The sequence below is a fragment of the Bacillota bacterium genome (genome assembly GCA_024653485.1).
GTDB lineage: Bacteria > Bacillota > SHA-98 > UBA4971 > UBA4971 > UBA6256.
Window position 1 is genome coordinate 214,604 of record JANLFY010000002.1, and the last position, 20,128, is coordinate 234,731.

16 protein-coding genes and 1 pseudogene are annotated in these 20,128 nt (G+C 59.1%); 16 read left to right on the top strand and 1 reads right to left on the bottom strand.

The features are described 5' to 3' along the window. Positions 1–23 precede the first annotated feature (23 nt). On the bottom strand, positions 24–512 hold the full coding sequence (locus NUW12_02470; protein ID MCR4401639.1) for a flavodoxin family protein: 489 nt from the start codon (positions 510–512) through the stop codon (positions 24–26). A 518-nt stretch (positions 513–1,030) separates the two neighbouring features. On the opposite strand from NUW12_02470, the gene NUW12_02475 reads away from it, so the two are divergent. The 16 genes and pseudogenes from NUW12_02475 to NUW12_02550 all read left to right on the top strand — a co-directional run bounded on the left by NUW12_02475 (position 1,031) and on the right by NUW12_02550 (position 19,823). Next, on the top strand, positions 1,031–1,879 hold the full coding sequence (locus NUW12_02475) for a FadR family transcriptional regulator (protein MCR4401640.1): 849 nt from the start codon (positions 1,031–1,033) through the stop codon (positions 1,877–1,879). 400 nt (positions 1,880–2,279) lie between these two features. Further along, positions 2,280–3,560 (top strand): Tm-1-like ATP-binding domain-containing protein, encoded by a 1,281-nt coding sequence (locus NUW12_02480; GenBank protein MCR4401641.1) that lies wholly within the window; start codon positions 2,280–2,282, stop codon positions 3,558–3,560. Then, positions 3,557–4,456, top strand: coding sequence for a dihydrodipicolinate synthase family protein (locus tag NUW12_02485; protein MCR4401642.1), 900 nt, complete (start codon positions 3,557–3,559; stop codon positions 4,454–4,456). Before NUW12_02480 ends, NUW12_02485 begins: the two co-directional genes overlap by 4 nt. A gap of 36 nt (positions 4,457–4,492) precedes the next feature. Continuing rightward, positions 4,493–5,356: a creatininase family protein gene (locus tag NUW12_02490; protein MCR4401643.1), complete on the top strand. Its 864-nt coding sequence runs from the start codon at positions 4,493–4,495 to the stop codon at positions 5,354–5,356. Positions 5,357–5,455: 99 nt separating this feature from the next. After that, complete coding sequence (locus tag NUW12_02495; protein ID MCR4401644.1) at positions 5,456–6,229, top strand: SDR family oxidoreductase; 774 nt, start codon at positions 5,456–5,458, stop codon at positions 6,227–6,229. A 291-nt stretch (positions 6,230–6,520) separates the two neighbouring features. After that, positions 6,521–7,531 (top strand): hydroxyacid dehydrogenase, encoded by a 1,011-nt coding sequence (locus tag NUW12_02500; protein ID MCR4401645.1) that lies wholly within the window; start codon positions 6,521–6,523, stop codon positions 7,529–7,531. Positions 7,532–7,549: 18 nt separating this feature from the next. Next, on the top strand, positions 7,550–8,626 hold the full coding sequence (locus NUW12_02505) for an alcohol dehydrogenase catalytic domain-containing protein (GenBank protein MCR4401646.1): 1,077 nt from the start codon (positions 7,550–7,552) through the stop codon (positions 8,624–8,626). 159 nt (positions 8,627–8,785) lie between these two features. After that, positions 8,786–9,739: a TAXI family TRAP transporter solute-binding subunit gene (locus NUW12_02510; GenBank protein ID MCR4401647.1), complete on the top strand. Its 954-nt coding sequence runs from the start codon at positions 8,786–8,788 to the stop codon at positions 9,737–9,739. Between the two features lie 138 nt (positions 9,740–9,877). Continuing rightward, positions 9,878–11,752: a TRAP transporter permease gene (locus NUW12_02515; protein MCR4401648.1), complete on the top strand. Its 1,875-nt coding sequence runs from the start codon at positions 9,878–9,880 to the stop codon at positions 11,750–11,752. A gap of 167 nt (positions 11,753–11,919) precedes the next feature. After that, positions 11,920–12,261, top strand: a complete 342-nt coding sequence (locus NUW12_02520; GenBank protein MCR4401649.1) for a cupin domain-containing protein — start codon at positions 11,920–11,922, stop codon at positions 12,259–12,261. A gap of 35 nt (positions 12,262–12,296) precedes the next feature. Then, positions 12,297–12,392, top strand: a pseudogene (locus NUW12_02525) (heterocycloanthracin/sonorensin family bacteriocin). Positions 12,393–12,982: 590 nt separating this feature from the next. Beyond that, a complete protein-coding gene (locus NUW12_02530) occupies positions 12,983–14,161 on the top strand; it encodes an ROK family transcriptional regulator (protein ID MCR4401650.1) in 1,179 nt (392 codons plus the stop codon). A gap of 474 nt (positions 14,162–14,635) precedes the next feature. Next, a complete protein-coding gene (locus NUW12_02535) occupies positions 14,636–16,294 on the top strand; it encodes a glycoside hydrolase family 3 protein (GenBank protein MCR4401651.1) in 1,659 nt (552 codons plus the stop codon). 107 nt (positions 16,295–16,401) lie between these two features. Next, positions 16,402–17,736 (top strand): extracellular solute-binding protein, encoded by a 1,335-nt coding sequence (locus NUW12_02540; protein MCR4401652.1) that lies wholly within the window; start codon positions 16,402–16,404, stop codon positions 17,734–17,736. Between the two features lie 285 nt (positions 17,737–18,021). Further along, positions 18,022–18,957 (top strand): sugar ABC transporter permease, encoded by a 936-nt coding sequence (locus NUW12_02545; protein MCR4401653.1) that lies wholly within the window; start codon positions 18,022–18,024, stop codon positions 18,955–18,957. A 17-nt stretch (positions 18,958–18,974) separates the two neighbouring features. Continuing rightward, positions 18,975–19,823, top strand: a complete 849-nt coding sequence (locus tag NUW12_02550; protein MCR4401654.1) for a carbohydrate ABC transporter permease — start codon at positions 18,975–18,977, stop codon at positions 19,821–19,823. Positions 19,824–20,128: the final 305 nt, after the last annotated feature.

The window sequence follows — 20,128 nt, forward strand, 5'->3', positions numbered from 1 at the left end:
CGCAACTTACCAGGTCATGGGAATCACCAGGTCCTCACGAGACTCTTTGCCCAAGCTGCCGCCCGTTCCAGCTCACCGTCTTTCAATGGGCCTTCGCTGTCCTTCACGAAAAACCCTTCGGGTGGAGCCGCAAGCGCGCCACCCTTCTTCTCGAGCCTATCCGCGATGGGCTTCGCGGCGTATCCGAACAGCCTGACCATGACGTTGAGAAAGCGTGAGCGCACGTCGGCCGCGGAGATCCTGGTGTCGAAGGCAGCCACCTTGACACCTTTCAGGCCTCCCGGTGGGATGCTGTCAAGAAAGTCCGTGACCGGCTTTGTCGGCCGGAAAGCCCGCGTGGGTGAACCGACGATCAGTAATCTCAATCCGTTCAAGTGTTCTGGCCTGACCTCGCTCGCACGAAGCGTTTCCGTGTCGGCCGGCGAGCCTATGGCCTTGCCCATCGCTCGAGCCACCTGCTCAGTATTCCCGAAAACCGAGTCGAACACTATCAGGGTTCTTGCTGCTGTCATTCGGGGATGCCTCCTCTTACGAGCTCCCGAGTAGTGAGCCCAGACCTCGTCCTTCATCGAGACTCACCCGAAGTCGTACATTCATTATTGCCAGCGTATCACCTTCCGACGGTTGAAGATTTCCCGGGAGCGTTCACACCCGGGAGGTTGCGGCCGCTGCTGCGACGGCGGGTTCCGCTGTCGAGTCCGGATATCAGCTCGCACTCACCGCCAGGAATTCCGCGAGGAGGATTGTCATCCGTAAGAGAGAAAGATTATACTAACAAAGAGCCTTCGTTGTGTCGAAGGGCGTTTTCCTGCCAATTGGCATGGCCTCTCGTGAGCGTCTGGCAGGCGCGGCGTCGTGGACGCGGCGCGTGGCCGTGAAGAGACGCACAAGCAAGATGCGGCTGAGATGCGGCTGAGATTCGGCTTGGATGCGGCAGGGATAGACGTGGGGCAGGCGACCTGAACAGCTCTCAAGCAGCTCTGCCTTCGAAGAGGCTTCATCCTACAGTAGAGTGGTGCGGGTGAAGAGAATGGTCGGTCTCGATTTGAAGCCGGTTGAGACGGTGAGCACGTCGACTCAGATTATCGAGCAGTTCGTGGAGATGATTCGAACTGCAAGGCTCAAACCCGGGAACTGCCTTCCCTCTGAAACGAGCCTGGCCAAGAGCCTTGGCACGAGCCGCGCGACGATCAGAGAGGCATTGAGCGGCCTAAAGGTCCTGGGGCTTCTGGAATCCATCCCAGGCAAGGGCAACTTCGTCAAGAAGCCCAGCATGGACTATCAACTCGAAGGCATCGTCGATACGATCAGGAGCCGGATGAGTTTCCTGGAGGCACTCGAAGCCAGAAGGGCGATAGAGGGTGAGGTCTGCTACCTGGCGGCGAAGAGGCGCACCGATTCCGCGCTTCGGGAAATAGAGGATACCCTGAAGAAGTGCAAAGACGTAAAGTCCGTGGACGAGTTCATCGATGCTGACTACGGATTTCACCTGGCCTTGGCAAAGGCGTCTGACAATCGCCTTTTCATCCAGTTCATCAAAGAGGCCTTGCTGAAGTTGGGGCAGCCGTATTACAATGCCATAAGGCTGGCCGAAGCGGCGGACGATCCCTCATCTGTGAAGAGGCTCTTCGGGAAGTCTTACGACGACCACGAGGCGATCTACAAAGCGATCCTGGAAGGAGACTCTGCGGCGGCTCGTAAGAGTATGATCAGTCATCTCCAGGCGGCCAGGCAGAAGTTCACGGAGTACTGCGAAATCGTAGAGCCCGATGACCTTCAGCCCGGGCTTGAGGACGAAGACCGTTCAGACTGCGGGGATTGCGGTGCGCGCGAGCGCCCCGTGGCTGTGTCGGGGGAAGCAGCCCGTCCGACGACGTAGCGCGTGTCCCCTAGGGGAGCGCTGTCAGCCGGTATGGCTGTCTGACAGCTTGACAGGTTGGCAGGGTTGGTTTATCATGTGTGTGCTGGCTCTTTCATGGGTTCGTTCGCAGGCTGGGATACCCCGGCCGTCCTACTCGAGCTGTCAGCGAGGGGCGCGCGACATCCACGTGAGACGGGTAATTCTTTAGTACAAATGTCAGACAGCAAGACAGTAAGACGAATTCGTCTTCGTCTATGATGGCCGGTCGCGTCGGCCGCTTCTCTCCAGAAGAAACGTCGCTGGTGCTCACAAGTCGCGTTCACCAGTCGCGGTGGTTGTCTCGTGCGAACCTGGCAGTGTTCCAAGTAACCTCCATATTGAGTCTACGCAGAAACTGAGGAGGTCTGACCTGATCGTAATGGTCCCGACGATTCTCATCATCGCGACTCTGGATACCAAGGAAATCGAGGCTGACTACCTGAAAGCGGCGATAGAGGGAAACGGGTTCCGCACGCTTGTGATGGACACGGGCATTCTCTCGCCTCCTCGGAGAATCAAGCCGGACATTCCAAGAGAAGAAGTAGCCATTGCGGGCGGCATGACCATCGACGGGCTGTTGGCGACCGGCAACAAGGGCAAGTGCATAGAGGTTATGATCAATGGAGCGAAGAAGGTAGCTCAGCAGTGGTATGCCGACGGGAGATTCGCCGGGGTGATCGCGATCGGCGGTTCCCAGGGCACAAACATTGCCACGGCCGTGATGCAGAATCTGCCGTTCGGCGTGCCCAAGCTGATGGTTTCCACGGTGGCTTGTGGCACTGCCACCTTCGGACCGTTCGTCGGAACCAAGGATGTGGCCATCATGCACTCAGTGGTCGACGTGCAAGGGATAAACGGTCTGACCAGGCGGGTGTTCATGAACGCGGCCGGCGCGATCTGCGGAATGGTAAGGAGTGCCGCGGGCCAGCTCGGACGCGAGCGGCGTAGAAGGACCGTCGCCATGTCGATGTTGGGGACGACGACTCCTGGAGCCCTGCGGGCGCGCGCGCTTCTCGAAGAGAGAGATTTCGAGGTGGTGGCCTTCCACCAGAACGGGACGGGAGGGATCGCCATGGAGGACCTGATCAGGGAGGGGTTCTTCGATGGCGTTCTGGACATCAACCTCCATGAAGTGGCGGACCGATACGTCGGAGGACTCCATGGGGCGATCAGGGATTACAGGCTGGAGTCAGCGTGCCAAGCTGGCTTACCACAGGTCATCGCTCCAGGGAGCATTGAGTATACGGTGCAGGGCCCGGCAAGCACGCTCACACCTGAGATGAAGCGGAGGAAGTACATAGTCCACAATCCCACTCTGACCCTGGTCCGACTCTCCCACGATGAAATGGCCGAAGTCGCGAGGCTGCTGGCGAGCAAGATCAACCAAGCCAGAGGACCGGTGAGAGTGTTTCTGCCGCTCAAAGGGTTCTCCTACCCCAACCGCGAGGGGCACGAGCTGTGGGATCCCGAAGGCAACCAGATCTTCCTCGAGACCTTCAAGAACGAGATTTCCCCCTCCATCCCGGTGGAGGAGGTGAATGCCCACATCAATGACGGACAGTTCATCGACCTGGTCGTAGGGAGTTTCCTCGAGATGATGTCACACTGCGACGGTGCCGAGGACGATCTCAGAATCCAAATGGGAAGGTGCGCGCGATGACCAACACAATCAAGGAGAAGCTGTCGGGGGTCTTCACCCCGATGGTGACCCCATTCAAGAACGATGAGATCCTCTATGAAGGGATAGTTGAGAACGTCAAGAGGATGAACAAGACTGGTCTTCGGGGATACTTCGTCCTGGGGACCAACGGAGAGTTCAGGTCGCTGTCGGTCGAGGAAAGACTCGCGGTTCTGAAGACGGTGATCGAAAACGCCGCTGACGACAAGGTGATCATGGCCGGAACGAGCGCGGAGAGCACCAAGGAGACCATCGACATCACCCGGGAGGCGGCCAAGCTCGGAGCGTCCATGGTCAGCTTGCTGATGCCCCACTTCTTCCGGAAACATCTCGACGACAACGCGTTGGCGGACTACGTAATCAGGGTGGCCGATGCTTCGCCAGTGCCAGTACTTCTCTACAACAACCCGTCGGTGGCCGCCGATGTGTTGATAAGCCCGGATGTGGTCAGGAAAGTGGCCGAACACCCCAATGTGGTAGGCATGAAAGACAGCTCCAAAGGCAACTTCAAAGCCTATCTCCAAGCGGCGGGCGGGAAGGAGTTCTACGTCTTGGCCGGGTCCGCCGGGTTCTTCCTCGACTTGCTGCAGGAAGGCGGAACGGGGGGCGTCCTCTCACTGGCCAACGTCTTCCCCGAAGAGTGCGTCAAGCTCTACGCCGCCTTCAGGGAAGGACGTCTCGATGAAGCCAGGAAGCTCAATGAGAGGATCGTTGAGTTGAACAAGAGGGTCTCAGGCTTCGGCGGAGTTGCCGCCGTCAAGAGCGCAATGGAGCTGGCTGGTTATGTCGGTGGAGACCCCAGGCACCCGCTGAGACCGTTGACGCAGGAGCAAAAACGGACTCTGGAGGCAAGCATCAGGGAACTGGGGTTCATCTAACAGCACAAGGCAAGAGGACAAGGGAGGAAACTTGAGATGCCGCGGAAGGAAACCTGGAACATCTACGAAAAGGGCTACGACGAGGTAGCCGAGTACTTGAAGCAAAACGACGTCATCATGATCCCGATGGGCTCCACCGAGAAGCACGGCGCCCACTGCCCGCTCGGGACGGACAGCCTGACGACCATGGGAGTCGTCCAGGTGGCGGCGAAGATAGCCAAGACCTGCTACACCCCCTTGATTCCCGTCGGCTACTCTCCGCACCACATGGGCGAGGTCAATCAGGGGACTGGAACGCTGACGTTCTCGGGAGACACCTACCGACGCATAGTGTACGAGCTCGCGATGAGCACGATATATCACGGGTTCAACAAGATAGTCTTCGTCACACACCATGGCAGCAACTCCAAGGTCGTCGACGACGTGCTGCGTAGACTCAGATACGAGACAGGTTGCTTCGTTTGCTGGTACAAGACCCCGACCGAGCGGACTTACTCCCTCATAGGTGAAATCGTTGAGGGACCGCCGGAAGAAACTCCTGGATGGCACGCCGGAGAAATCGAAACCAGCACCGCGTGGGCGGCCGATGAGGGCACCGTCGACATGAGCAAGGCCAAGCCTGACCGGACCCATGCCCCGCGATGGATGGGCCCTGCCTTCACGAAGCATGACGGCTCGGGGTTCGTGACCTTCATGGGCGCGGAGAACATCTGGGTTCCCATGGAACACCACGAGTATTCCGATACGGCCACAATCGGCAATCCGTTGAGGGCGAGCAAGGAAAAGGGCGAGAAGTACTTCCAGATCGCCGGCGAGGCTCTGGCGAAGTTCCTGGAGGAAGTGAAGAAGTTCGACATCGTCGTCCCGCTCGAGAAGCGTCTCTTCACTAATAGGGCCTAGTCAAGAGGGCCTGGTCGCCGACAGTGTCCGGGCCATAGCGGAGCCGAAGGGGACACGTCACGCTGGCACACATTACGTGAAGGTCGAGGAGCGTAGCACATGGGAAGACTGCAAGATCGGGTGGCATTGGTGACAGGCGCAGCCCAGGGCATGGGATTCGCCATCGCCAGATGTCTATTGAGAGAGGGCGCCAAGGTCCTCATCAACGACGTTAACCCCGATACCATTCAGCGGGCCGTAGAGGAGTTGAACAGGGAATTCCCAGGTCGTGTTCTTGGGAAGAAAGCCGATGTGACCAACAAGGCGGAGGTCCAGAACATGATCGAGGAGCTCTGCCGGGAGTGGGGAACCATCGACATCCTGGTCAACAACGCCGGCGGCGCCCTTCATACACCGTACAAACTGGAAGAGATAGAAGAGAAGCACTGGGATCTGGTCCTCAACGTGAACCTGAAGGGGACCTTCTTCACCTGCCAGTGCGCTATTCCCATAATGGCCAAAGCCGGTAAGGGTGCCATCGTGAACATGGCCGCGCTCGCTGGCCATTGGCGGGCGTCGTTGGCTGGTGTGCAGTACACGGCCGCCAAGGCGGGCGTGGAAGGGCTGACGCGCCAGCTCGCGTACGATTGGGGCCCCAAGGGAATCAGGGTGAACGCTGTCGCTCCCACGGTGACCATCACGGGCGACAGAGTCAAGTCGCTGTGGGATGACAAGACGGAAGAGGAAAAGAACAGGATCATCTCCCAGATCCCCCTCAGGCGGCTGAGTACGCCGGAGGAAATCGGTAACGCAGTGGTGTTCTTGGCCTCCGACGAAGCCAGCTACATCACCGGCATCACCCTGGATGTATGCGGCGGACGATACCTGAGGTGATGAGGCTGCGCTTTGCGGTCGCCCATTTCAGGGCGTCGCAAGAGCTTGGGGCATCCTCGGCAGTTGTTTGAGAAGCGAGATCTCAAAAGCCGCCCTCCGCGTAACGTCACGCGTTCCATGGCCCACCAAGGCCTGGAAGCCGTCATGCAAGTGGGAGCAGCAGGGGCGATACCACACGAGCAGGACGCTTTTTGCCGGGGATGCCCCGAACCTGTGGAGGTCTCTTTGACGGACTTGGGATTGCCTCGTGGTGAGGTATACAGAGAGGTATACAGATAAGAGGGATAGAAAATGGATCTGAAGAACGGCTACGTACTGCTTCCTCAGCCCATCGAGGACGAAGCGCGAAAGTTGCTGGAGGATGAAGGGCTGGACATAGTGGTGGCCCCGGATCCAAGTCCAGCCACCGTAGCGCCACTTATGAGAGGCGCGCGGGCGATCATCCTGCGGACCGGGATCGTTTTGGATAGGGAACTGCTGGAGGCGAGCGACGACCTGTGGACCATATCCAGAACGGGCGGAGGCGTGGATAACGTAGACCTCAAGGCTGCCACGGAAAAGGGGATTATCGTCACCTCAAGCCTCGGCGTGAACGCAAGCACCGTCGCCGAGCACACCATCTCGTTGATCTTGGCTCTCTTCAAACAGTTGTTCCTGATGGATAGAGAGGTTCGAAAGAACAACTTCAAGATTCGGTACAAGAACTACCCTCAAGATGTTCTCGGAAAGAGGCTCGGGATAGTAGGATTCGGCAGAATCGGGCAGATTCTGGCCGGCTATTTTCATCCTCTGTCGAAGACCAAGGTCCTAGCGTATGATCCCCTGCTGACTGAGGAAGTCAAGAATAGCTTCGCTGACACAGTCGACTTCGTGGGCCTGGAGGAACTCCTGCGAGCTTCCGACGTCGTGTCCATTCACGTTCCTCTGAACAAGTATACGCGGAACATGATCGGCTGGGAACAACTGAGTCTGATGAAGCGAGAGGCCTATCTCGTGAACGTCTCCCGCGGTGGGGTCGTGAACGAGCAGGACCTCATACGGGCGCTGAAAGAAGGGGTCATCAGAGGGGCCGGGCTGGACGTATTCGAGAACGAACCCATCGAGGCCGGCAATCCTCTGCTGGAGATGGACAATGTGATCCTCACCCCTCATACTGCTGCCTTGACCGAGGAGTGCGTGGTAAGGATGGCCACCGAAGCCGTCAAGCGGGTGATCGACCTCTTCAACGGGTACGAGCCGGCCATGATCGCCAATCCCGAGGTCCTGCGGTTTGAGAGATGGCAGCATCTCAAGAAAAGATGAGAGAAAGAGGGAAAAGACATGGACATCCCCAGGAGAATGCGCGCCGCTCATCTGGTCGCCCGCGGGCGTATTGAGGTTCTTGAAACCGACGTCCCGGTCCCCGGCCCCGATCAAGTGTTGCTTCGGGTGGAGGCCTGCGGGATATGCGGCACCGATGTCGAGATAAGGGATCATGGCATGCCCGGAGAGCCACCGCTCCCTTTCATCATGGGCCATGAATACGCCGGTGTCGTGGCCCAGGTCGGCTCGACGGTGGACGAATTCGCGGTCGGAGACAGGGTTGCGGTGGAGGTTCACAAGGGATGCGGTCGCTGCCACAACTGCATCATGGGGCAATACACCGCTTGCCTGAACTTCGGCAATCGCAAGAAGGGACATGCCGCCAACGGCATGACCGCGAACGGCGGCTTCGCTGAGTATGCGCTTAACCACGTGAATACCCTCTACAAGATCCCCGATGAGATATCCTTCGAAGAGGCGGCTCTGATCACGACTGCTGGATCGGCTTTCTATGCCATCGATGCCATGGGTGGCTACATTGCCGGTGATACCGTGGCGGTGATCGGCCCCGGTCCCATCGGCCTAGCCCTCGTTCAGGCGGCAAAGGCGCTCGGAGCGGCAAGGGTGATCCTCACAGGCACGCGCAAAGGCAGGCTCGAATTGGGCAAGAGTATGGGTGCAGATTGCGTCGTCGACATAAGCGAAGGACAGGACCCGGTCAAAGTCGTGAAAGGGCTGACAAACGGGGCGGGCGCGGACGTCGTGTTTGACGCGGCCGGGGTTTCGTCTTCACTCGAGTCGGCCCTTGACATGGTCAGGCCCGGCGGCGCCATTGTCTTGGTGGCCTTCTACAAGGGCCCTGTCACTGTGAACATTTCCAAGGCGGTCGTTCGTAACGTGAATCTGTACACCGTGCGAGGCGAGGGACGGCGCAACGTGAGGCGCGCTCTTTCCATGGCCGCTCAGAAGAAAATGGACCTCAAGCCACTCATCACTCACCGGTTCGCGCTCAATGACATCAATGAGGCCTTCGAGACGTACACGAAGCGGATAGACAATGCTATCAAGGTCATCGTTCATCCGCAGCAGCAGTAGATGAGCGGTGGATGAGCCGTAGATGAACGATAGACGCAGCTCAGGTGCCACTAGTTCTACGTCTCGTGAGTCTGCGATATGCGAGGGGGTGGCAGGCCAAAGAGTTCTCCGGTCTCTTGTCCCTGGAAAAAGAACTACGTACAAGGAGGTAAGTGGGAGATGAGAGGTCGTTATCTGGTTGCTGCAGTACTTATCGTGACGATGGCGCTTTGTCTCTCCACCGGAACGGTCGGTGCCGTGCAGAGATTTGCCTACAGCGCAAGCAATCCCGGCGGCACCTGGTACACGATGATCGGAGGATTGGTGAAGCTACTCAACGAGAAACTCCCGGCCGATATCAGAGTCGATATGATAGCAAGCGGCGGTTCAGTCCTGAATACGCGGCGGTTGGCAACGGGGGAAGCCGCCCTCACGATGTCGTACTCCTCTCACCTGTGGGAGTGCTGGAATGGAAAAGGGATCATGGAGGGGCGGCCGAGCGACGCTCCTCGGATCATGTTTGAGATTTACCGAAGCGACCATTATTTCGTGACCTTGGCCAACAAGGGGATCAAGACTCTGGAGGATCTCGAGGGCAAGCGGGTGGTCCTCGGTTCGCCCGGTTCTGGCACGAGCGACAACTCTAGGCTCACTTTCAGGACGCTCGGCATCAAGGTCATCGAATCCGAATTAGCGTTCGACGAGGCCGCCCGAGCGTTGCAGGACGGGAAGGTGGACGCCATAGGGATGAGCGGGTCTCCGGCAGCCGGCATAGTTGAGCTGGCAGCCACGAGAGACATCTACGTCATTCCCTTCACCGATGAGCAGTTGGACAAGATCGTGGCGCAAGCTCCCTTCTTCTCCAAAGGGTTCATGAAGGCGAACACGTACAAGGGACAGACCAAGGACGTGCCTTGCTTCATGTTCAGCGTATATCAGGTCGCGCACAAGTCCGTGCCCGACGACGTGGTGTATCAGATGATGAAGATCATCTTCAGCCCGGAGGGCAGAAGCTACCTGGCGGACGTGCATCCGCAGTGGAAACCCATGGGCAACGATCCGCAGGCGGTTAAGATGCTTGGTATACCCTATCATCCTGGCGCGGAGCGCTTCTGGAAGGAACAGCAGAAGTAACAGCTCTCAGGGGAGCAGGGATTCCCTCCCTGTTCCCCTTCTTTCTACCCTGTGGATCAGGAGAGCAGTGCTGCAAACGATCGTCTGAAGCAGAGCTCACGGTTGTGTCGCGTACGGGTGGACGAAGGAGGCACGGAAATGCGTCAACTTGGCAGTACCACTAAGCTGCTCGTCAAGCTCATTGCTATAGCTTTTTCCGCTTTCTATTGTTATACGGCCGGGTTCGGGATTATATCCAGTGAGACTCACCTTGGGATCTACCTTCTGGTCACGTTCCTCCTAGTCATGCTCTTGTATCCCGCCTCCAAGAGATGGCCCCGGAGCAGACTACTGTACGCGCTGGACGCTATCCTGATCGTCCTGGCATGCGCGTCCGTCATCTACTGGATGGTCGAGTACAGGGAGTACGCGGCCATGAGGGCCGGCTGGACGAACCAATGGGATCTCATCTTCGGTCTAGTCGCGATCGTGATCTCGTTGGAAGTGACCCGCCGGGCCATGGGCAACGTTCTGCCCATCATCGGCTTGATAATGCTCGTTCTGACCTACTTTGGGCCATATTTGCCCGGCATATTTAGGCATGGCGGTATACGCCTGTCCTCAATGGTTGAGTACTTCTACTACACCAGCGGGATCTTCGGGACGATCGTGTCCACGTTCGCCACATACATCGTCCCCTTCCTGATTTTCGGATCCTTCCTGAAAGCCTCTGGCGCTGGTGATTTCTTCATCGATTTGGCCAGTTCCCTTACGGGACACGTGCCCGGGGGACCGGCCTTGATCGCTGTCGCCGGCAGCGCGGTTTTCGGCAGCATCTCCGGGAGTGGAGTGGCCAACGTCGTCGCTACCGGGACTTTCACAATTCCGATGATGAAGAAGGTGGGCTATACCGCGGAGTTCGCCGGAGCGGTCGAGGCCGCGGCTTCCTCGGGCGGTCAGCTTCTGCCTCCGATCATGGGCGCAGCCGCCTTCATCCTGGCGACCCTTACCGAACAGCCCTACTCTACGATTGTCTTGATCAGCTTCACGCCGGCCTTGATCTACTACTTTTCCCTAGCCTTGATGGTGTACTTCAGAGCGCGGCGGAGACAGTTGAGTGGTCTGAGCCGTTCGGAACTCCCGGCATTCTCCCAGGTGATGAGGAAGGGCTGGTACTACATATTCACCATAGTGACCGTCGTTGTCGTCATCGCCTTGGGTTACTCCGCAGCCGCGACGGCTTTCTGGGGCTCGGCGTTCGTCGTGGTGTGCAGCATGTTCCGCAAGGACACCAGGTTCACACTTAAGAAGCTCCTTGCGGCCCTGGAGGACGCCGGGAGAAGTTCGCTGAGCGTCGGCGCGACCGCGGGAACCCTCGGGATCGTGATGGCGAGTCTGACTCTGTCGGGTCTTGGAGTGAAGCTTTCGAGCCTGATCCTGTCTGTTGGACAAGGCAATCTCTTCCTGACGGTGGTCTTGACGGCGCTCATCGCGACCATCATCGGCATGGGCCTGCCGACGACTGCTTCCTACATCATCATGTCGATTCTGGCGGCTCCTTCTCTGATCCAGCTCGGGGTGAACCACGTATACGCGCACATGGTGTGTATGTGGTTTTCAGTGATATCCAATATCACGCCTCCTGTGTGCGTGGCCGCGTTCGCAGCCGCCAGCATTTCCGGGGGTAATCCGATGAAAACGGGCTTCCATGCGGTTCCTCTCGGGATCTACATGTATCTCTTGCCGTTCCTCTTCATCTACCGTCCGCAAGTCTTCGTCTATGGACACCCGTTCCTCAGCGGACTGGAGATCGTGATCACCTTGGCGATTGCCACGGTCGCCTTCGCGGCGGGATTCCAAGGATGGCTATTCCGTAATCTGCGCGCTTGGGAGCGGGCGGTGTATTTTGCGGCGGCCCCTCTGATGATCCACACCGGTTTGGTGACTGACCTCATCGGGGCTGCCATTATCTTGGTCATGAGCCTGTACGTCCTCGCGAGTTCAAAGAGGGTCGGCAGGGCGGTTGCTGCGTAGAGTCATCTGTGTGGGGCCAACAGGGTGGCTACGCCGTAAGTGAGCAAGGCCACGGTCGGAGGGAGCGGAGCGGTGTGGCTGGAGGCGAGCTGGCGGTCGCAGGTTAGCTGCAGGACCCGGGTGGAACGGACCGGTTGGAACACGCCAATGACAAAGGGGGTACCGAGATGAAGACTGTAACCCTTGAAGAGCTGCCTCTCGTGAAGATCGAAAACCGCAAGGGTCTCTATCACCGAAACATAATCGACAAGAGCGTAGGAGCCAAGAACTTCACTCTTCACTTCGCCAGGATGGAAGAAGGAGGGTTCGGCGTCGCGCACAGCCATGCCGTCCCTGAGCACTTCCTGCTGGTGGTCTCGGGAGAACTCGAAGTGCGAAACGACAAGGAAGCGCACAGAGTCCCCGCTGGGACGGGCATCCTGATCTATCCGGGTGAGGTTCACGAGGTGACCAACGTCAACAAAGGACCGACGGAGTACTTCGTGATATACAGCCCCCCGAACGAGTAGCGAGTGAGTGAACAGGGGTCACTCCCGGCCGGTGCCGGAGCTGCGGTGGCTGCGGTGGCTGCGGCGGCTGTGGCGGCTGTGGCGGCGTTGATTGCGAGGGTCGCGTGGGTCGCGCTGTGGGTGATGGGTGACGCCGCGAGCGGTCCGCTGGGCGGCGTGGCGTAGGTGGGCCGGTGGCGCTGACGGTGTTGGCGGCACCGGCCCACAAGTCCCACCGGGCAATCCCGAGGGCGGCCTTGGAGGAAACCCGACGGCACGGCCGGCAGCTACGTGCTCGGGACTGTGCCCTGCTCGAGACGCCGTTGCCTTCACGGCCTCCGCTTGTGAGGAGCGAGAGATATCGTTATCATTGTCAATGTCCGCGCAGACCTGGCTCTTCTTCGCGTGCATCACCCATAACCCGGGCACATCGGTGCTAACGTGAGCGCGACCGTCTCTCCTCCATATGCCTCTATACGTGCATACTTCTGACCCTCACCATGCCAGCGGCCCCTGCGGGTTTGAACCGGAAGGCCTAGACAGGTAATGCTTAGGTGCACCAAACTTGACGAAGAGACACATCTTCTCAGACCGCTCAAATGATGACACCATTGCAGGTTGGCGACAGAGATGTGCCTCGCCCGGCGACAGAAGTATCTCACATCCATTGACACCGACGAGTCCCAGGAGTATCATGAAGACGAGTTTTTTGCATAGTGATAAAAGGGGTGCGTTGGATCCGATGCCGGGCCAAAGACGCTCTCTTTCCAGCACCAGGTTCATAAGGTCGTTCAACGTGGTTTCAGCGCTCCAGACGTTGTATCGCGAAGGCGCGTGCTCGAAGTCGAGGATCTCCCAGATTACGAGCATGAGCCCGGCGACCGTGACGAGAATCATTTCAGAGCTAGTTGAACAGGGAGTTGTAAGTGAGTACAAGGTCGCGGAATCTACCGGCGGACGAAAGCCTGTCATTTTCAGACTGAACTACGACAAGCTCTACGTCGTCGGCATTCAGCTGGTCCGGGATGGTGTCGCCCTCGGGTTGTGCGATCTCAAAGGAAGGATCCTCGCCAAGAGGAAGTTCCGGCCGTATTCGCTCGAGCCCAAGAGCCTCATCGCCGAACTCTCGAGGGAGTTCGAACTTCTTTTGGGTATGAACGGTGTGAACCGAGAGCACATTCTCGGGAGTGGGCTTGCCATATCCGGCATAGTCAGTTCGGAGAGCGGTACGCTCGTCCGTTCAGTGAACCTTGGATGGAGCGATGTGCGGATATCCGAGGTGCTCGAAAGCGCTTTGGGGTTTCCGGTCGTCGTCGAGAACGACGCCAATGCGGCAGCCCTCGCCGAGCTGTGGTTCGGCTGTGCGCGGGACGTATCGAGCTTCATGTATCTGAAGACGGATACCGGCGTAGGGGCGGGTATTGTCTGCGGTGGGAGTCTCATGGCAGGCCCGCGCGGGATGGCCGGTGAGATCGGGCATGCTCCTGTAGTCAGGGACGGACGTGAGTGCGTGTGCGGCCAGCGCGGATGCCTGGAGACATACATGTACGCCCAAGGACTGCTAAGACGATACGAGACCGAGACAGGAGTGCACCTAGAGGAGCCGCGCGACTTCTTCACGCTCATCACGTCGGGTGACGAGGCAGCCCGGCGGATGATGGACGAGGCGGCTGAGGCGCTCGGGGTGATGGCGTCGGTTGCAGCCACGATGCTGGATCTCGACCTCATCGTAGTTGGAGGGCTCTGGGGGGAGCTTGGGGAGCGGTTCTGCGACCCGGTGGAGAAGCGCTGCAACGAGATAATGGAGCGGACCGGGTTGGGGAAGACGCTCAAAGTGCGAGGATCGGCGCTGGGGGAGGACTCCGACATACGCGGAGCGGTTGGCATCGTGATCGATAAGTGGTTCACCCCTCGGATATAGTCGAAGTGCACATGCAGGGCTCGCAGGGATGAAGCACAAGAAAGCGCTTGCCTGGCGGGTCTTCTTGGAACGATCGAGATCGGCGGGACTCCGGGCGGCCACCGCGGCGAGGAGACGACAATGCAGACAGTGAGCGATGAAATGCGCCAACTTTTTTGCAGTCAGCATAGAAGTTTCCACCCACGCTTTCGGGTGCACAGCCGAAACCCCGTGTCCCTGCGACGCCCTATGTGTCCGCCATCCCGCGTGCAGCCGGCGACCCGCGCTCATCTCCTATGCGGCGCGTGCGTCCTGTCCCGTGTCTGTTTCGCGTCCCGTGCGTAGCCGCCATCCCGTGCCGAAGCGCCGTTTCCTGTGCATCACGTGCGCCACGCCTCCGCGCACGTTCAGCGACAACACAGGATTATCGTCATGTCCGAAGGGTTTGTGTGACTCGTCATCCCGAGATAGAAGAGCAAACAAAGGAGCGGGCCAATGACACAGCGTGTGGAGTCACTCATCGGACAGCTTTTCATCACTGGCCTTCCGGGGCCTGTCGTAGACCCCGCTTTCGAGGCGCACTACTCACGCTGTCCGTCTGGCGGATTCATCTTGTTCGGCCGGAACGTGCGCGACTCGGCCCAGGTGCGTGGGCTGACCGGTGCGCTTGCCGACCTGGCGTCGCGGCGCTATCAGGATTGCGGCCCGCCCATGATCGCCATCGATCAAGAGGGAGGAAGCCTGTCTCCGCTGAGAAGGCTCGTCTCGTCGCTCCCGGGCAACATGGGGCTTGCAGCCACGGGAGATCCCGAGGCCGCCCGTTTGGCGGGGTACGTGACCGGGCGGGATCTCCTGTCTCTCGGCATCAACACAAACCTCGCTCCGGTTCTCGACCTTGCTCGCGAGCCTCTGAATCCCGCCGTCGGCACTCGCTCTTTCGGCGACGATCCGAAGAAAGTCGCGGAGCTCGGAGCGGCCTACGCCGATGGGCTTCTTAGGTCCGGGGTGCGCTTTGTCGCAAAGCACTTTCCGGGCCATGGGACCGTCTCCGAAGACTCCCATCTCTCTCTGCCGGAATGCCGGATGTCCAAAGACGTCCTCCTGGCACAGGACGCCGTCCCGTTCATAGAAGTGGCCTCTATTCCCAAAGCCGCCTTGATGGTGGCCCACGTCAGGATCATGGACATTGACCCACGTCTGCCCGCCTCGCTATCACACCGCTTGGTGACGGGGCTACTCAGGAAACATCTAGGCTTCGACGGCGTCGTGCTCACCGATTGTCTCGAGATGGGCGGGGTTCGAGAGGTGAGCTCCGTTCCCGAAGCTGCGGTGATGGCGATAGAGGCTGGCTGCGACATGGTTCTCATCAGCCACACGCCTGAGCTTCAGGAGGCGGCCTTCGAAGCGATGCGCGACGCTGTTCTCTCCGGAAGGCTTGACATCGAGAGGGTGGAGCGATCGGTGGCAAGGATACACGACTGGAAGCAGGGGCTCGCTGCCACGGTCGGGGCGCCTACCGCGCCTCTCGCCACCCTGTTGCCGCGAGATGCCCGAAGCCGGTTCCTGGACGGCCTCGGTGAGCGGGTGGTCACGTTCGTGGACGGAGACGTCCCGGGCTCATGGACGTTCGAACCGACACCGGTGGTGCTCGTGACCCCGTCCATGGACCGCATCACCTTGGCCGAGGACTCGGTCGACGCGTCGCTCCTCCTCCAAGCGCTCGAGTCCGTCGGCATCACGTGTGAGAGGGTGCATTGCTCAATGGATCCGGATCCTCGGGAGATCGAGGAGGTCGTCGCGCGCGTGATGGGCTCCTGGAGAGCCATGGCTCGGGGGGCTCGTCATGCAAAGACGCCGGAGTCGCACACGGCCGCGGCCACGGGGGAGGCGATTCGTCCGAGAGTTGCTTTCGTGGTGAGAAACGGTGGGAAAGCTCCAGGCCAGGCGGCGCTGGCGCGAGCTTTGGAGGCCATTGCGAGCCTGCTGCTGGTAGGCATCAGGGATCCTCGCGAAGTGCGCATGCTGCAAGCGGTACTTTCAAGGCGAGCTCCCGCCGTGTTCACCTACAGCACCGAAAACATCGTCCTCAATGCACTCGCGCGGGTGATGGCCGGCAAAGCAAGTCCCAAGGGGGTGGTGCCTGTCAAGATGTGAACGAATGATGCTCTCCACAGGTTTTCGGGGCCGTCGGGGGAGTCGGACGAGTTGCCACGGTTCGAAAGTCTGGTACTGCAAGGCATACAAGGCAAGGAGGGAACGACATGTTCTCCGGCAAGCGGAAGACACTTGTGATGTTGGTCTGTGTCTTGGTGGCCTGTGCCGTCACGGGCGGGCTCGGAGGCAACGTGAGCGTAGCGGCGGACAAACCCATCGTCTTGAGGGTCCTCAACTATATGGATGCAACGAGCCCTTCCGCGTACCGTGAGATCACGGAGGTTTGGGAGGCTTTCGAGAAGAACAACCCAGATATCAAGATCGAACGCGAAGACCTCTTCAACGAGCCGTTCCATCAGAAGACAGAGGCGTATGCAGCTGCGGGACAGCTGCCCGATGTGATGTACATGTGGCCGGGGGGAAGGTCGAGCACTCTCCATACCAAGCGTTTGGTGAAGGATCTCGCGCCTCTTCTCGGAGAAATGAGGAAGGAGTTCTCAGAGGCGGCGCTCGTGCCCCAGGCCGGCGGATATCTCGCCGAACTGCCTATCGGCGTTACCGCGACTCACGTGCTATATGTCAACGCCAAGATGCTCCGCGAGATGGGACTCGCGCTTCCCAAGACCTATGATGAGCTGAAGGCGATGGTTCCGAAGTTGAAAGCCGCCGGCAAGGACGTCATTCTCATGGGAGCCCAGGACGATTGGGTGATGCAATCCTGCTTCTTCAGCATGATCGCCGGCCGGCTGTGCGGCGACAAGTTCATTGACGACGTGTTGGCGGGGAAGGCCAAGTTCACTGACGCTCCGTTCGTGAAAGCGCTCAAGTTCTACGAGTCGCTCTACGCGGACGGAGTCCTCAGCAGGAAGATCCTGCAAACGCCGTACAACGAGGTGAACGGCCTGTTCGCCTCGGGCAAGGCTCCGTTCATGATCGACGGCGACTGGAAGGTGAGCAACTTCCTCACCGATCCCTCTACCGGCAGGGCCCTCATCCCGCCCGCGGAACAGAGGGACTACGTCATGACGGTGTTCCCGCAGATACCTGGCGAGATCAACCACAGCACCACGTCCTCTGTCCCGGGCGTGGGGTTCGGGATGAACGCCGAGATCCCGGCCGGGTCTGAGAAGGAGAAAGCCGCATGGAAGCTCATAATGTGGCTCACGTCTCCTGAGGTCCAAAGGATCCGCCTCGAGACCGGAGCGGCGTTCCCGTCGAGGAAGGGTGTGACCAGCGACAAGCTGGAGCCTCTGGCTCAGGAGCGGGCCCAGTTCTACGGGAGGTTCAGCGGCACGTATGTGCTGGACAACGCGTTGCACGCACAGGTGTACGGCCCGCTGAACGTGGGTCTCCAGGAGATCGGGCTTGGGATCTCCACTCCGGAGCAGGTGGCGGCGAAGGTGCAAAGAGCCCTTGAAAGCTGGAGGGCAACGCAGAAGTAACCGTTGGGGATGAGCGAGTGGATTCGTCGTCGGAGAGGGCCGGCGGGGTGGGCCTCGATGCGTAGACTACGAGGCTGCCCCGTCGGCGGCTCGGCGCGGCCCGTCGGTACGGGGTCGGTACGGGAGGCAACAGGTTTCCGCGGCGCTCAGACCGGGTAGCGCGCGCACCGTCGCGAACCCTCTGGTTTACATGCGGGTCTGCAGGATAGGCTACCATGCGTGTGACGTGAGCTCGACTTGAGCCTGCAAGCTGGTCGACCATGTGGAGGCATGTGGAGGAAGCCTATGATAAGGCAGAGACAGCCTATGATAGGGCAGGGGAAGTGGAAAGTGGCAGAAGAGCGCCGCGCGTACCTCGTGCTGGTGCTGCCGGCCGTCATAGTGTACTGGCTGGTCATGACCTTCCCAACGGTGTTCTCGGTGGCGTTGAGTCTCACCGATTACAACGGTGGGCGTCTCTTCAGCAGCGCCAATCCGGTCCATTTCGTCGGACTTGCTCACTACACGAGGATGTTCTCCGACCCGTACTTTTGGATCGCGCTGAAGAACAACTTCTTGATCGTCTTCATCTCTGTCTTCGGGCAGATCCCTCTCGGTTTCGTGCTCGCTTACATCCTGTTCAGGAAGCTCGTGAGAATGCCAGGCTTCTTTCAGACGATGATATACCTTCCATGCACCATATCCACGATAGTCGTCGGCATCCTCTGGCAGTCGTTCTTCTCGCCGTACGGGCCGTTTTCAGAGTTCATGCAGGCGGTTAGGCCAGGGTGGGAGAACACTCTGTTCATAAACCCGAGGACTGCCATGCTGCCTGTGCTTTTCGTGATGCTGTGGATGTACACAGGGACCTACCTTATCATTTTCCTGGCGAACCTGCAGAAGATCGAGCCTCACATCATAGAAGCCGCGCGGATCGACGGCGCGTCCGAAGGCCAGGTGCTGCGATACGTTATACTGCCGTCTCTGTCCGGGGTCGTCGTGACCTCGGCTATCCTTGCCATATCAGGCTCGCTGCAGAGCTTCAACCTGATCTTCGCCATGACCGGCGGCAACCCCGCAAGACGGACGTCCGTGCTCTCTCTTTACATGTATGACAACGCGTTCCGTGGCGCGCCGGACTATCCGCTGGCCAACGCCATATCGACGTTCATGGTGATCATCAGTTTTGCCCTGATCTTGGTCACGAAGACGATCGAGGGACGGTTTGGGGGTCGGGAATGATGTGGGAGCCGTGCGCCGTGCCGAAGAGGCTTGTGGGGAGAGAGATTGGGCTCGCGGGCCGGATCCTGGTCTATCTCGTGTTGGTGGCGTTCACCGCGATGACGACGTACCCGATTATCTGGCTCGTGTTGAACTCATTCAAGACTACTCAGGAGTTCCAGGTGAACAGGCTTGGACTGCCACAGCACTGGACCGTCGCGAACTATCCAAATGCCTGGCGTATCGGCGACTTTGGCGGGCTATTCCTCAACAGCTTGCTCTACACCAGCGTATCCACGGGGGCGATAGTAGTCATTTCGCTGGCGGCGTCATTTGCTTTCGCCAAACTCAGGTCTCGCGCGACGCCGTTCCTCTACGGCAGCTTCGTCATTGGGATTCTGCTGACGTTGCAATCCATAATGGTGCCGCTCTTCTTGATGGCCAGTGCCACGCATCTATACAACACTCGCCTTGGGGTCCTGATCCCGTATGTGGGAATAGGGCTTCCGTTGGGCGTGTACCTGTGCACGGAGTACATCAAGAGCATCCCCGACTCGATAATCGAGTCTGCCAGGATCGATGGCGCCAGTTATCTTAGGATCTTCGCCTCGATAGTCATGCCCATGGCGAGGCCCGTTGCGACTACACTTGCGATACTCAGCGTCACGAGCGTGTGGAACGAGTTCATGCTCATAAACATCCTCGTATCAAAGAACTCCCTGAAGTCGCTTCCCGTGGGGATCCTGAAGTTCTCCGGCACGCTGTCGTCCGATTACGGAAAGCAGTTTGCCGCCCTTGTCATCGGGATGCTTCCGATGCTTGCCTTTTACCTCATCTTTCGCAACCACATCACCAAGGGCGTGTCTGCAGGGGCGGTCAAAGGGTGAAGGAGGGCCTTGAGAAGCGTTGCCGAAAGCGTTCCTGAAAGCGTTGCCGACTCCGTGCGCGACCTCGGCGACTCGCGCTTGGACGAAGAGCCATGCCTTTGGCTGCGTGTCACGTCACCCGGGGACTCAAAAAACGCAGGAACGAGTGGCATTATGATATCCGGAGTGTAGCTCGGTGGAAGCTCCTTGACTCTCATATCCACCGCGAATTCGGGGTGGAACGCGTCTTGTGGGGCATTCTGGCGCGTCCGGCGCGGTTGAATACAAAGAACTAGGGTTGGAATGCCAAGGGCCAGAGGCGAGTG